We start from the raw sequence: 13,005 nt of genomic DNA on the forward strand, positions 1-13,005 counted from the left end.
ACTACCCAGAATCTGTAGCACATACCGCATCAATCTAGGATGATGCATACAGCAGGGTTCAGAAGGCTCAGGATATGTCGATTACCGATGCAAAGCTGGTACTGGCCAGCGCCTCGCCGCGCAGGCTGTCATTGATTGAACAGGTGGGCATTTATCCGGACCTGCTCAATCCGGTGGATATTGACGAGACGCGGCGCAAACGTGAATCTCCCAGGGCGCTGTCGCTGCGGCTGGCGCGCGAGAAGGCACAAGCTGCCCGTGCTGCGCCGCTGGTGCGCAATCTCGGCGAGAACGTCTTCGTCCTGGCGGCCGATACGGTGGTCAGCGTTGGCCGGCGGGTGATTGACAAACCGCAGTCCACGGACGAGGCGCGTGATGCGCTGCGGCTGTTGTCGGGGCGTTCACACCGGGTGTTCACGACCATTGCCGTGGTGTCGCCGGACGGGCGCGAGCGCTCCCGGGTTGTCGACACCAAGGTCCGCTTCAAGCGGCTGATGCGCGCCGACATGGATGCCTACCTGATGAGCGACGAATGGCGCGGCAAGGCCGGCGGCTACGCCATCCAGGGCAAGGCGTCCGCATTCGTGCGCTGGATGAGCGGGTCATACACCTGTGTGGTCGGCCTGCCGCTGCATGAAACCGTGCAGATGCTGCAGGCCGGCGGATATCCGGTTTACGGAAAGTGGGTTACGGAGACCTGATATGAGCGATCCACAAGGTCCGGGCGGCAGGAAGCCGGAACCGCCGGTAAGGTTGCGCACCAGGCGCCCGTGTCCGCTGTGCCAGCAACCCTCGAAACAGAAATATCATCCGTTTTGTTCAGCCCGCTGTGCCGACATCGACCTGCACCGCTGGCTGGGCGGCCAATACGCCATTCCGGCCGCCGATCCGCCTGATTTCGACGAGACCGGAGAGAGCCTGTCGCCCAAGCGCGACGATGGCGGCGAGAGCGCATAACCGGTGCCTCAGGCAGCCAATCCGCACTGCTTTGGAAAACCGTCATGATGTATGGTGGTTGATGCTGGACAGGTGCCGGGCGATCACCTATAAACCGCTGCGGTCGCACGAAGGATTCTTCGCGCGGCTCACATGCCCAGGTAGCTCAGTTGGTAGAGCAGCGGATTGAAAATCCGCGTGTCGGTGGTTCGATTCCGCCCCTGGGCACCATTACCTTCTCTCGATACTGGCTCAGGTGTCGAACAGACAGTTTTTGTTTTTGGCAGTTGCAAACTGAGTATTGCTGCCAAACGCCTGCGCAGTTTGACAGGATTGGCTCTTCCGGCCATGGATGTCACAACGAAGCCAAGATAACCACATCAACCCATGATCGGTTATGTCATTACCATATTCGGCCTGCCTCATTCGGAAAACGGGGCGGCCAGGTGTATTGAAACCGGACACCGCCACGGGATCACTGGCAAGGCGTTTGCGGCCGTCAACAAATTCAAGGCGGAAAAGCTCATGCATGATATGGGGCTGTTTCCAAACCCGGACACCTATTCGCGCATCGCCGACGATCCGATCGGTGACAGGGCCACGCAGCAGAAAGGCCAATGGCATCTGACCAGACCCGAACTGGGCTGTGCGCTGTCGCACTACCTGGTCTGGTGCAAGGCGGCCAGGGCAAGCGAACCGACACTGGTCCTGGAACACGACGCGATACTTGTTGGCCCGGTTCCGGAGATACCCGAAGGCGCGCTGGCGGTGAACTATCAAGTCGCAGACGCACCGGGAACAGCCGGTTACCTGCTAACCCCGGCCGGGGCCAATCTGGCCGTGGCGCAAACCCGGAGGAAGGGCGTTCAACCTTCCGACGAGCTTTTGTGGAGGTCGGCCTTGCGAGGTCTGCCTGTACACCATGAGCAACGTCCGGTCATTGCAATTGAAGACTACGGCGTCTCGACAATTCAGTGGACACGGTCCGACCCCGAGCATGCCCATATTAACAAACGGGATCCGTGGGAAGATTTTGAAGAGCCACCAGCGGATTGACAATGCTGAGCCACACAACGGTTTTCACGTAGCCCGGGCCTGTGCCAGGCTTGTGACCTCATTTTGCGCTTGTCAGAACAACTGACCCTGGTAGCCCCTGGCCTTTTCGTGGGTCAGCAGGAAGTGCTTCACATCCACACCACCGCCGAAGCCAGTCAGGGAGTTATCGGCACCGATGACGCGGTGACAGGGCGCCACTATTGGTAACGGATTGGCGCCGTTGGCTGCGCCGACCGCGCGGCTGGCCTTGGCATTGCCAACCGTTGACGCCAATGCGCCATAAGAGGTTGTCTCGCCGTAAGGAATATCACACAAGGCTTGCCACACAGAATTCTGAAACGGCGTGCCGTCGAACAACAGCGGCAAGTTGAACTCTTTCAACTCCCCTGCAAAATATGCCCGCAATTGCGCGGTGGTGTCCGGGAACCAGGCATCATCGCGGCGCCAACCCGTTTGCGGCTCCTGCTTCCTGCTGCCTTCGGGAAAACTGATGCCACGCAGATGATCTGCATCCGCGACCAGCAGGAGTTGCCCTACCGGGCTGTCAAGATAGCCGTAAACCAGTGGTTCCGCAGATTTGCCCGTCAATAGGTGATCCTCCTTCAGCCAGCTGATCTTGCCATCTTTCGGTGCTCAGAGGGAGACCGTTTGTAAAGACCGTGAAAAGCGGCATTGAAACGCCGCACGCTGCCAAAGCCCGCCTGGTCGGCGACTTCGGTCATTGACAGGCCGGTATTGTCCAGCAGCCGCTTGGCCCGCTGCAGGCGAACGGTGTTCGCTGTCTGCACAGGGCTGGCGCCGACATGGCGCTTGAACAGCCTGGCCAGCTGTCGTGATCCGACCCCCAGTCGCAGCGCAAGCCGCTCGACGCTGCTGTTGTCAAGCGCGCCGTCATTGATCAGTCGCAGCGCCCGTTCGACAGTGGTCTGCGTACCGTTCCAGGCTGGACAAAAAGGCGCCGTTTCCGGGCGGCAGCGCAAACAGGGCCGGAAGCCGGCACGTTCGGCGGCGGGTGCTGTCGGGTAATAACAGACGTTCTTCGTCAACGGCTGCTTTACCGGACAGACCGGCCGGCAATAGATGCCGGTTGTCTTGACGGCTATGAAAAACACACCGTCATAGGCCGGGTCCCGCCGCAGCCGGGCTTCGTTGCACAGATCAAAATCCAACATGGCAACATGTTAGCCAACCATCTCCCGGTGAACCAGATGACATGTATTATGGAGTCCGATTCCGGCCAACTGGCCGCAGATGAAGGAGATCACACGACCGGGAAATCTTCCCTGAGCATTGCCATGGTATGAGCGTCGACAAATTCGCCGTCCCACAAAAGCGCCTGCCGGCGGGTGCCTTCCAGTCTGAAGCCGGCGTTTTCATAGACCCGCCTGGCCCTCGGATTGAACGAGTAGACTTCAAGTTCGATCCGGTTCAGGCCGACCACGTCAAACCCGTGCCTGACCAGCAGCCGGGTTGCCTCGGTTCCGATGCCCCGGTTCCGGTGGTCATTGTACCAGATCGCTATTCGAAACGAGGCTGACCGGTTGATATCATCGACGCAGTTCAGGACCACCTCTCCGACAGGCTGGCTTGCAACCTCAATGGCATAGTCGAGCCGATCATCAGCATGTTCGACGTGTTCGCAATGGCGCTTGACCTGCTCAAACGTAAAAGCCGACTGGGTGCCGGTCAGGCGCATGCTCTCCGGATCATCGAGGCTTGCATACATGGCCGCTGCGTCGTCGGCGACCAGGGGCCGAAGCCGCACTGCGGCACCGGTCAGGACGGGCTTTGTCAGGTGCAAGTTATCCTCCTACAGCATGAACAAGACTATTGAGCCGTGATCTCATTCCATTAAATGCGGGTGTTGCGACGCAAAGCTTGTCAGCAGCGATGACGAGGACCGTAGCGTGTGCTGGCGCAACCTGCCGTTGACACTCATTTTACCCAGCAGGAGACCGGCACTGATGGTTTCGAGCAGCTGATTGCCGGCAGGATCAAGGTTGTGGCTGCGAGCTGACCGGCATGCTGCACGGTAAAAGTCGATATTTGGCGCACCCATAATTTTTTCCACCGACGGCAAACGTCTGCAAAGTCCCATTTTCCAGGGTTTGAAGTGGCCGGCAAAGTGATGCATCGAGACCGGCCAGTCGGCGCGATGGGTGCCCTGCAGCGCATTCCAGCGAATCGGCAGCTGCCTGAAGTTGCCGGCAAGTACCGCGTTCAGCGCGCACTGGTCGTTGAAGGTCAGGATCTCGGATCGTTGTGTAAAAACATCAATGGCGGCCTGCCCGGTATTCGCGTGCAGCCACTTTTCCAGGTCAATGACCAGAAGACCTGAGTTAAAGTAGCCGGGGCTTTGCGGAATACCGAGTTTTGCACACAGATCCGGCACCCGTCCTTCCGCAACGACGGCCATGTCGTTGACCGCTGCCACCGCGCATCCATCGAGCGGGTGTGCGAGCAGTTTGTTTACATCGTCCATGAAGCGGGTATCGGCATCCACAACCACAACCCTGCCGACCGGTCTTTGAAGCAGCTCGTGCATGCGCAGAAAACCGAACTTGGCCGGGGACTGCCCGCGCGCTTTCGCCCACGGCTGGCACCAGCTGCCGTCCACATCGACAAGATCTAACTGCAGACCAAGCTCCTCGAGAAACGATGAAGCGCCTTTTCGGGCCGTTTCATCGACATCGTGCAGCAGCACGGTGACCGGCGGGCGGTTGCCGCGACAATGCTCGACCATGGATGCGATCGAAATGCATACCAGGGGAAGGAACACCTGATCAGTGGAATAGAGGATCAACTTGCCGGCTCCCGGAATGCTTCAGGTGGAATTCTGAAATGCCGGACAAGATTGGTAAGGGCGTTATTGTTGCCGTCATTCCAGATGTTTTGCGGCGACAGTTTCTGTCCGTTCCAGAACGGAATTGACGGATACACCCGAGGCTGCGGTCCGGCCTGAACCGCCGGCGTTCCCGCAAGCACAGCCATGACCTTGAGCCAAAGATCATCGGCATTTGGACACAGCTGCAGAAACAGCTGCACATCCCTTACCCGGGCATCAAGGCAACCGGGCGGATACAGCACGCCGCCCACGCCCATCGGCAACAGTGACATGGACGGTTGCACGGCCTTCACCATCGGCCAGGAGCGATAAGGTGCAACGCTGCCGTTTTCGTCCAGCACAATCTCGCGCGACCTGCTGCAGACTACACAACCGGGAAACCTTGTGTGAGCTGCCACCAGTATTTCCAGCAGGTCGGCCGGGTACAGCTTGTCATCATCGCAGGTCACAATGGTGTGGTCGGGAAAATCGGCCAGCGCATGATGCAGCTTGTTCAGCGAACGCACGTTGGTGTCGACAAAACGAATCTCGAAGCAGGTGTTCTGCAACCGGGTAAGTGCGTCAGGCAACGCAATGCCGCGACATTCCTCTTTGATGAGATAAAGTACTACTTTTGACGGCCTCAAGCGCTGGCCCAGAAGCGACTTGATGCAGTTGTGCAGTTTGCCGAAACGGCCGGGAAAGCTGGTCAGTGAAACCACGATGTCGTTCGCGCTGCCGGGTTGCCGTACAGCCCCGGCGTACCTGTGATACTGGAACTGGGTGCCGGCCAGTGCCGGCAAATAGGCCAGGAATTCAGCAATATCAGTCCTGAAAGCGAGACTGCGACTACGCATCGCGACATCCATTCGCAACCGGCACCGGATCGTTCCGTTGATCAGCCATTTTTCCGCAGCGAAACTTCCAATTCATCCGCCTGTTGTTGAGACAATCCGTTTTTGACATGTACCACAGCGGCACCGGAACGGATTGCGCGGGGAATGTGAGCGACGTTGCGGACCCGTTCGACAATTCGATCAAGTAATCCGATTCTCTTCATGTGCTTGAAATACAGGCCTTGCCAAAGCACCCTCTGATTTCTCGGATGCCTGTCCGCGATACCACTCAACTGGCCTTGAGAAAGCGAGAGCCAGTCATCGAAAAACTGCCTGCAAAAATCGTTGTTCCGGATAACGACGAAACCGGCATTCGGCAGATTTCTGGTCTGGTACTTGAACGCCGCCTCAAAATTGAGCGGCAACAGGAACGGTCCCAGATGATGGCAGTCTTTCGCAAACAGGATGTCCTTGTCGGCGTACTTTTCGGCAAGCGCATTCAGATCGAAATCACGACTGCATACATACGTATCGGCGTCGACCAGTACGACGATCTCCGCATCGGTTTCACTCAGATGGCGCCGCACCATCTCGATCTTGCTCCAATTGACATGCATGTCCGGCAGCAAGCTCTCGCCATAGTGGAAAAACCGGTAGCCGCGATCATCGCAAAATCGTTTCCAGGCAGCACGCGAGTGCAGAGCATACCCTTCGATCTCACGTGTCGCCAGCATGATAACTTCCGGTTGTGTTGCAAGCTGAGACACGCACCGTAACCTTTTTGTCAAAAGCCTTCGCTCGATCGCTTTATCCACCCAACACCAGCTCTTTGCAATACTGGAACCCCGGCGGCACCTTGAACGCCAATTCCGGCGTTTTCTGGCCCGTCGACAGCAACCTGCCACAGACACGACGATTCGCATTGCCACACTTGTGAGCATCCTCCACAGCATCAACAGATTCCTTGAAACCGGGTCAAACGCGCCCGGATCCGGCAAGCGCCAACACAAGATGATGTCCGTGGTCGCCCCCCAGCGATGATGCAATCACCAGCCTGACCCGCGGCGGCGCGGTAACCTGAGCGTGGACTCTTGCCAGCCTTGCGAAAACCATGCAGGTATTTGCAGGTTAATACATCGGGGCAACACAGATGAACGAACTCGCGTCCAGATATCTCACGACCAGAGAACTGGCTGATCTTCTGCGCATAAAAGAGCGCAAGGTTTATGAACTGGCGGCTTCCGGCGCGGTCCCGTGCTCGCGCGCGACCGGAAAACTGCTGTTTCCGCGCGATCAGGTGGAAGCATGGCTGGCTGACAATTCGTCAGGTCCGAATGTTTCGCTCGCCACGGCGCGTCCGGCCGTGTTGCTGGGCAGTCATGATCCGTTGCTGGAATGGGCAATGCGCGAAAGCCGCTGCGGTCTGGCGGCAAACTTCGACAGTTCGCTCGATGGCCTTGAGCGCTTTGCCAATCTCGAAGGCATCGCAACCGGCCTGCATATCCCCGACACTTCGGGTAGCGGCTGGAATATTGAGGCTGCGAGAGACAAACTGAAAGACCAGCCTGTTGTCGTGGTCGAATGGGCCAGACGGCAACGGGGGCTGATTGTGCCAGCGGGCAATCCCGACGGTGTCAAAACTCTCAGCGACGCAAAGGCCAGGACACTTGCGTCCCGCCAGCCCGAGGCAGGCAGCCAGATGCTGTTTGCAAAACTGCTTGACGAAGCCGGGCTTGCCGGAGCGGACATCAACTGGACCGCCCCGGTGCGCAGCGAGACGGATGCGGCCCTGCTTGTGCAGGACGGTAATGCCGACATCTCCTTCGGGCTGTCAGGTGTCGCTGCCCAGTTACGGCTGGAGTTCGTGCCGGTTGTTGAGGAACGCTACGACCTGGCAGTTGACAGGCAGGCCTGGTTTGACCCGCCCATGCAGGCACTGGCTGCTTTTTGCAGGTCATCCGCCTTTGCCGAACGGGCAGCCGCGATGTCCGGTTACGATATCTCCGGGCAGTTTCACGTACACTACAATTCCACCTGATCGGCGCCAGCTGGGTCTGGGTTTCAGGTGCTGCTGAAGCGGAGTCGTCCTAAGACGCTCCCTCCTTGGCAGCATTGGCAAAGAACAGTTGCTTGCCGTCCAGCTTGTAGGCAGCAATGGCGGCCTGGCCGTCTCTGGTGATGACCCAGTCAACGAAACTTTTCGCCGCTGCCGCCTTCACGTTCGGGCACCTGGCGGGGTTGACCTGAATGATGCCGTACTGGTTGAACATTGCCTTGTCTCCTTCGACGGCGATCTTGAACTCACCCTTGTTCCTGAACGCGATCCAGGTGGCCCGGTCGGTCATGGCATAAGCCCCCATGCCGACGCTTACGTTGAGTGTTGCGCCCATGCCGGAGCCGGTTTCGCGGTACCAGGTACCGCTGGCCGCCCTGACATCAACGCCTGCGTCCTGCCACAGCCTGAGTTCCTTCTTGTGAGTACCTGAATCGTCCCCACGCGAGGCAAATACGGCCTTTGCTCCGGCAATCGTCTTGAGCGAGGCTGCGGCGTCATTGCGACCTGCCACCCCGGCCGGGTCGGCTGCCGGGCCGACAATGACGAAGTCATTGTACATGACGTCATAACGCTTCACGCCGTATCCGTCGGAAACGAATTTTTCCTCGGCCGGCTTCGCATGCACGAACAGCACATCGCCATCGCAGTTGCGGGCGTTCTTGATGGCCTGCCCGGTGCCCACGGCAACGACATTCACCTTGATGCCGGATGCTTCTTCAAACATTGGCAGAATGTAGTCAAACAGGCCTGAGTTCTGGGTCGACGTGGTCGACTGAACGATGATCGACTTGTCTTCCGCATGACCAGGCACAGTCAGAACCATGCTGGCGCACACTGCGACCGCCGCCAGAAAACCGCTGTTTCTCACCTTCATCACAAGTCTTTCCTCTCTCGACTAAATGACCAGTTTACCGGCGAGGTAGTCTCGCGCAGCGGTGCTGGCCGGTTGTTTGAAAAACGCCTTTGCGCTCATGTGCTCGACGACAGCGCCGCGATGAATGAACACCACGTCGTTGGCCAGCCTTCGTGCCTGACCGGCATCGTGGGTCACCAGCACGATTTTCACGCCGCGCCCGCTTGCCCGGGCGATCGCGGTTTCGATAACCTGGGTCGACGACGGATCCAGACTGGCGGTCGGTTCATCCAGAAACAAAACCTCAGGGTCACTGGCGAGAGCCCGCACCAGTGCCAGGCGTTGCTGTTCACCGCCCGACAGGGCCCGTGCCGGCTGGTCCGCCTTGTCGAGCAGGTTTGCCTGTGCCAGCAACTGGTTCAGTCTCTCGCTGTTCGAACCCCCTTTGAGCCTGAGCACAAAATCCACATTGGCGGCAACGGAGCGGCGCAACAAGACAGGTTTCTGAAACACCATAGCCTGGCGCAGCCTGGTGGCCTCGTCACAGCGTCGCCCATTCCAGGTGATGCTACCGGATACCGGCTCAATAAGCCCGTGCAACAACCGCACAAGCAGGCTTTTGCCGGCCCCATTGGGGCCCATTACAACCGTGATGCCATGGTCAGCCAAAACAAGATCAAGTCCGTTGATCAGCTGTGCGCCGCCGGCGCTGAAGCAAAGACCAGTTACGGCAAGCGGCAGCTGTGTTGCTGATTTTGCAACCGGCTGATCAAGCATGAGCCCTGCCTTTCGCGCTGGCCCGCAAGCTCATCACAGCCGCATTCACCACCAGCGCAATGACAAGCAGTACAATGCCAAGCGCCAGCGCCAGCGCCAGGTCGCCCTTTGAGGTTTCCAGCGCTATGGCAGTGGTCATGACCCGGGTCAGATGGGCAATGTTGCCGCCGACAATGATAACCGCGCCGACCTCGGCAATGGCGCGGCCAAACCCCGCCAGCAACACAGTCAGCAATGCGTATCTGGCGTCACTTATCAAGGCGACGATGCGCGTGTGCCAGGGCACCGACAGGGAGGCGAACTGCTCGGCGTATTCAAAGTTCATCTCTTCAATGACCTGGCGGGTCAGCGCGGCCACTATCGGCGTGATCAGGATGGATTGTGCGATGATCATTGCTGCCGGCGTGTACAAAAACTGCAGAAAGCCAAGCGGGCCTGCATTCGACAGCGCCATGTAGACCAGCAGTCCAACCACCACGGGCGGCAGCCCCATCAGCGCATTGACGACAATCACGGCCGCGCTGCGACCGGGAAACCGCACCGTGGCCAGCAACGCCCCAAGCGGCATTCCGAGCACGGCTGCGACCAGGACAGCGGTCAGACTGACGCGCAGCGACAGGCCGATGATCTCAACCAGATCAGCGTCCATCGCTGCAACCAGGCCAAACGCCAACCGAAACGCTTCTGCGAAATCCTGCATAATTATGTTTTTTTCTGTTTTTCTTCGAGATCAGGACCGTATGAAAACGAACCGCAGGATGCAACACCGATTTCACCCTTCGGGTCCATTGCCCCATTTGACCCTGCAGTTTCCCGGAGCTCACGGCGTTGACTGGATGTTCGAATCCGCGCCAACTTCGCAAGTTGTTGCTTTTGTTCGAACGGAAGTGCCGGATGAATGAGATATACCTGAACGCCTGCAGCCACGGCCTGCCGTCTGCAGACACCGTCGCGCGCATGCGGGCGCATCTCGACCTGGAACTGGAGCTTGGCCCGCTTGCGGCCCTGCAGGCAGTTGCTGACGAGCTGTCAGATGTCAGAACCAGGGCTGAACACCTCATCTCGGCATCACCAGGCACGGTTGGATTGGCCGCAACCACGTTTTCAAGCTGGCTGTCTATCGTTGCCCGGCTTCCCATTGCAGGCAAAAGACTGCTGGTAGCGCCCCATGAATGGGGAGAGAACATTGCCGCCTTGCGGGTGCTGGCAGACAATGCCGGCGGCACGGTTGAAACCCTGCCCGAACTGAACCTTTCAGCACCGGATCTGGCAGCCTGGTCCGCCTGCATCGACGAAGACGTCGCGGCTGTTTTCACCCCCTATATCAGCAGCGTGGCCGGGCTCAGGTATCCGGTTGAAGCCATCGGCGCATTGCCCCGTCCGGAAAACACCCTTGTGATCGTGGATGGCGCACAGGCGCTTGGACAAACTCCTATAGATGTATCGCAAATGGGCTGTGACGTGCTGGTCGCAACATGCCGGAAATGGCTGCGCGGTCCGCGCGGCACTGCCGTGCTGTGGATTGCCGACCCGGACAGGCACGGGTTCTCGATCAAGGAAGTCGAACCGTTTGATGCAAACATAGCGCTTCGGCTCGGCCTTGGCGCCGCCATAAAGGAGGCGACACTGCAGTCTGTAGAAAAAATTGAACACCGTGTTCAAAGCCTCGCCCGGCATGCCCATGCGCTTGCCCTGCAAGACGACGTGATGCCGCTCGGCGAAGCACCGCCGATTTCCGGTGCCTGTTCGGTTTATGTCCCGTCACAGCGGCGCGAACGCCTGCAAAACGCGCTCAACGAGGCCGGCATTCACATCAAGTGGCCAGACGCCGGGCAGGATGAACCGGCATCCGAAACCGGCAAGGCAGACCACGCGATCATGCGCATCAGCCCCCACGTCTACAACAGCACGGACGACATTGATGCGGTTTTCGATTTGCTCAGGGCAAGCTGAAGCACCTGACCCGCCAGCACATTTCCGAGACTTGTGAATTCACGGCAGCCACCGCGATTGCCAGGTTGACAATCCTTATTTTCTATTTATGTTAATTAACCTAATTTAAAAATAAAGAAACACAACCCATGATCCACGACACCTTTGCCGCGCTCGGCGATGCAACGCGGTTTGCGATCGTCGAAAAACTGCTGAAGGAAGGCGAACTGCCAGCGGGAAACCTGCAGAACGTCGGCAGCATTTCGCCGCCCGCCATTTCGCGCCACCTGAAAGTGTTACGTGAAGCCGGCATTATCGAACAGCGCATCGACAAGCAGCGCCGCATGTACTCGGTCCGCCCGCATGCGGTGCAGTCTATCAGCGAGTGGGCAATGACCTATCGCGAATTCTGGCAGGGCAGCCTCGACCGGCTGGAAACTGCCTTGTTGCAGAAAGCTGATGACCAATGAGTATTTTGAAAATCGAGCGGACATTTCCCGTTGCCCCTGAAAAGGTCTTCGCCTTCGTGACCCAGACCGACCATCTGCTGAAATGGTGGGGCCCGGAGGGGGTCAGCATGAAAGAACACAACCTGGACCTGTCCCGGCCCGGCGCCTGGTCATCGACGCTGGTCAACTCCCAGGGCGCGCTGCACAAGATGAGCGGAGAGGTGGTCGCCGTCGACCCCCCGAAGTCCGTCGAGTTCACCTGGGGCTGGCATGACGCAAGGATCAACGCGGCTACGAAACCCGGGTGCTGTTTGAAGTCCGTCCGAAAAGCGACGGCGGCACCCTGTTTGTGTTGACCCATTCCGGCCTTGCCGATGACGAAGCTGCCGCCAACCACAAACTGGGATGGACGTCGTCGCTGCGGAAACTGGAACAGTTCCCGGAATTGCAGTCTTAGGGCCGGCCGTCACCTGCTTTAACCCCGAGAAAGGAGACACCAGATGCCCCAGTTCATTTTTGCCTATCACGGCGGAAAAATGCCGGAAGACCCTTACGAAGGCGCAAAACTCATGGCCAGATGGGAAGCCTGGATGGCCGGCCTCGGAAAGGCCGTGGTCAATCCGGGCCATCCGGTCGGCAAGTCCAGCACGGTCACCTCCTCCGGCGTCACAGACGATGGCGGCTCAAATCCGCTTTCCGGTTTCTCGCTTGTTGAGGCTGACAGCATGGATGCAGCCATCGAGATGGCCAGGGGCTGCCCTCATATTGAGCACGGCAGTATTGAAATCGCTGAAACGATGGCGATGTAACCGGCGGGCTATTGATATTTGGCTGCCGTTATGAACTCACCGAACGCTTCGCACCAGACAACAACGGTCGAGTATGACCCGACATCCACGCCCTGCGGCACGTCCAGGAGAAAACCGTCGAAGGTTTTCACATCCCCGATCAGCTGCGCGTCGGGCTTGACTGCATTAAACTGCTCTTCGTCTTCAACGAACTCCTTGACGAGATACAACTTGTAGTCCGGGCCCGGTGCCAGGTCGCCTTCATGAACAATCTTGCCCGGCGTCAGGCTGACACTGCCTTCGCCCCAATGCAGGAAATCGCTTCCCTTCAGGTCACGGGTGAAACTGGCCTTGAAAACCGCGTCCTTGGCGGTCGTCGCCAGCATTTCCCTGTCCAGGCTCGCAGGTGCGGTGAGAATGGGCAGTGCATACACCCCGAGCGCAAAGCCGATGACCAGCACTGCGATGTGGGTGGCGGACAATACGATCCAGCGCATA

At 58.6% G+C, this 13,005-nt stretch carries 19 protein-coding genes and 1 tRNA gene; 10 read left to right on the plus strand and 10 right to left on the minus strand.

All coding sequences use genetic code 11. From position 1 onward, the window contains the following. The first annotated feature begins 74 nt into the window (after positions 1-74). The 4 genes from DHN55_RS02470 to DHN55_RS02485 all read left to right on the plus strand — a co-directional run bounded on the left by DHN55_RS02470 (position 75) and on the right by DHN55_RS02485 (position 1,992). Positions 75-701, plus strand: a complete 627-nt coding sequence (locus DHN55_RS02470) for a Maf family nucleotide pyrophosphatase (RefSeq protein WP_108879808.1) — start codon at positions 75-77, stop codon at positions 699-701. Between the two features lies 1 nt (position 702). After that, a complete protein-coding gene (yacG, locus tag DHN55_RS02475; protein WP_108879809.1) occupies positions 703-957 on the plus strand; it encodes a DNA gyrase inhibitor YacG in 255 nt (84 codons plus the stop codon). A 134-nt stretch (positions 958-1,091) separates the two neighbouring features. Then, a tRNA-Phe gene (locus tag DHN55_RS02480) sits at positions 1,092-1,167 on the plus strand. A 156-nt stretch (positions 1,168-1,323) separates the two neighbouring features. Next, positions 1,324-1,992 carry a glycosyltransferase family 25 protein gene (locus tag DHN55_RS02485; protein ID WP_108879810.1) on the plus strand — a complete coding sequence of 223 codons (669 nt, stop codon included), beginning with the start codon at positions 1,324-1,326 and terminating at the stop codon, positions 1,990-1,992. A 72-nt stretch (positions 1,993-2,064) separates the two neighbouring features. Here the strand turns inward: DHN55_RS02485 and DHN55_RS02490 are convergent, their stop codons facing one another. The 6 genes from DHN55_RS02490 to DHN55_RS02515 form a co-directional block, all read right to left on the minus strand. Continuing rightward, positions 2,065-2,580 (minus strand): methylated-DNA--[protein]-cysteine S-methyltransferase, encoded by a 516-nt coding sequence (locus tag DHN55_RS02490; protein WP_337659841.1) that lies wholly within the window; start codon positions 2,578-2,580, stop codon positions 2,065-2,067. Positions 2,581-2,594: 14 nt separating this feature from the next. Next, positions 2,595-3,164 carry an Ada metal-binding domain-containing protein gene (locus tag DHN55_RS02495; protein ID WP_108879811.1) on the minus strand — a complete coding sequence of 190 codons (570 nt, stop codon included), beginning with the start codon at positions 3,162-3,164 and terminating at the stop codon, positions 2,595-2,597. 89 nt (positions 3,165-3,253) lie between these two features. Continuing rightward, a complete protein-coding gene (locus DHN55_RS02500; RefSeq protein WP_337659842.1) occupies positions 3,254-3,793 on the minus strand; it encodes a GNAT family N-acetyltransferase in 540 nt (179 codons plus the stop codon). A gap of 42 nt (positions 3,794-3,835) precedes the next feature. Continuing rightward, on the minus strand, positions 3,836-4,795 hold the full coding sequence (locus DHN55_RS02505; protein ID WP_337659843.1) for a glycosyltransferase family 8 protein: 960 nt from the start codon (positions 4,793-4,795) through the stop codon (positions 3,836-3,838). After that, on the minus strand, positions 4,792-5,673 hold the full coding sequence (locus DHN55_RS02510; RefSeq protein WP_337659844.1) for a hypothetical protein: 882 nt from the start codon (positions 5,671-5,673) through the stop codon (positions 4,792-4,794). The genes DHN55_RS02505 and DHN55_RS02510 overlap by 4 nt, the downstream gene beginning before the upstream one ends. A gap of 41 nt (positions 5,674-5,714) precedes the next feature. Further along, positions 5,715-6,386 (minus strand): hypothetical protein, encoded by a 672-nt coding sequence (locus tag DHN55_RS02515; RefSeq protein WP_337659845.1) that lies wholly within the window; start codon positions 6,384-6,386, stop codon positions 5,715-5,717. A gap of 416 nt (positions 6,387-6,802) precedes the next feature. Here DHN55_RS02515 and DHN55_RS02520 point away from each other — a divergent pair, with 416 nt between their 5' ends. Then, on the plus strand, positions 6,803-7,690 hold the full coding sequence (locus tag DHN55_RS02520; protein WP_108879815.1) for a substrate-binding domain-containing protein: 888 nt from the start codon (positions 6,803-6,805) through the stop codon (positions 7,688-7,690). A gap of 49 nt (positions 7,691-7,739) precedes the next feature. Here the strand turns inward: DHN55_RS02520 and DHN55_RS02525 are convergent, their stop codons facing one another. Genes DHN55_RS02525 through DHN55_RS02535 form a run of 3 tightly spaced genes read right to left on the minus strand, consistent with a single transcriptional unit; the run spans position 7,740 to position 10,038 of the window. Continuing rightward, complete coding sequence (locus DHN55_RS02525; RefSeq protein WP_108879816.1) at positions 7,740-8,582, minus strand: substrate-binding domain-containing protein; 843 nt, start codon at positions 8,580-8,582, stop codon at positions 7,740-7,742. A gap of 21 nt (positions 8,583-8,603) precedes the next feature. Next, the gene (locus DHN55_RS02530; protein ID WP_108879817.1) at positions 8,604-9,338 is read right to left on the minus strand and encodes an ATP-binding cassette domain-containing protein; all 735 of its coding nucleotides are present in this window, start codon (positions 9,336-9,338) and stop codon (positions 8,604-8,606) included. After that, entirely contained in the window at positions 9,331-10,038 is a 708-nt protein-coding gene (locus tag DHN55_RS02535) for an ABC transporter permease (RefSeq protein WP_108879818.1), read from the minus strand. The genes DHN55_RS02530 and DHN55_RS02535 overlap by 8 nt, the downstream gene beginning before the upstream one ends. 194 nt (positions 10,039-10,232) lie before the next feature. On the opposite strand from DHN55_RS02535, the gene DHN55_RS02540 reads away from it, so the two are divergent. The 5 genes from DHN55_RS02540 (at position 10,233) to DHN55_RS02555 (ending at position 12,528) form a co-directional block, all read left to right on the plus strand. After that, entirely contained in the window at positions 10,233-11,291 is a 1,059-nt protein-coding gene (locus tag DHN55_RS02540) for an aminotransferase class V-fold PLP-dependent enzyme (RefSeq protein WP_108879819.1), read from the plus strand. Between the two features lie 128 nt (positions 11,292-11,419). Next, positions 11,420-11,740 (plus strand): metalloregulator ArsR/SmtB family transcription factor, encoded by a 321-nt coding sequence (locus tag DHN55_RS02545; protein WP_108879820.1) that lies wholly within the window; start codon positions 11,420-11,422, stop codon positions 11,738-11,740. Further along, positions 11,737-12,075, plus strand: coding sequence for an SRPBCC family protein (locus DHN55_RS02550; RefSeq protein ID WP_337659846.1), 339 nt, complete (start codon positions 11,737-11,739; stop codon positions 12,073-12,075). Before DHN55_RS02545 ends, DHN55_RS02550 begins: the two co-directional genes overlap by 4 nt. After that, a complete protein-coding gene (locus DHN55_RS22565; RefSeq protein ID WP_443111080.1) occupies positions 12,069-12,176 on the plus strand; it encodes a hypothetical protein in 108 nt (35 codons plus the stop codon). The genes DHN55_RS02550 and DHN55_RS22565 overlap by 7 nt, the downstream gene beginning before the upstream one ends. 43 nt (positions 12,177-12,219) lie before the next feature. Beyond that, positions 12,220-12,528, plus strand: coding sequence for a YciI family protein (locus DHN55_RS02555; protein WP_108879821.1), 309 nt, complete (start codon positions 12,220-12,222; stop codon positions 12,526-12,528). Between the two features lie 8 nt (positions 12,529-12,536). Here the strand turns inward: DHN55_RS02555 and DHN55_RS02560 are convergent, their stop codons facing one another. Then, on the minus strand, positions 12,537-13,004 hold the full coding sequence (locus DHN55_RS02560) for a DM13 domain-containing protein (RefSeq protein ID WP_108879822.1): 468 nt from the start codon (positions 13,002-13,004) through the stop codon (positions 12,537-12,539). Between the last annotated feature and the right edge of the window lies 1 nt (position 13,005).

It is taken from the genome of Anderseniella sp. Alg231-50 (genome assembly GCF_900149695.1).
GTDB lineage: Bacteria > Pseudomonadota > Alphaproteobacteria > Rhizobiales > Aestuariivirgaceae > Anderseniella.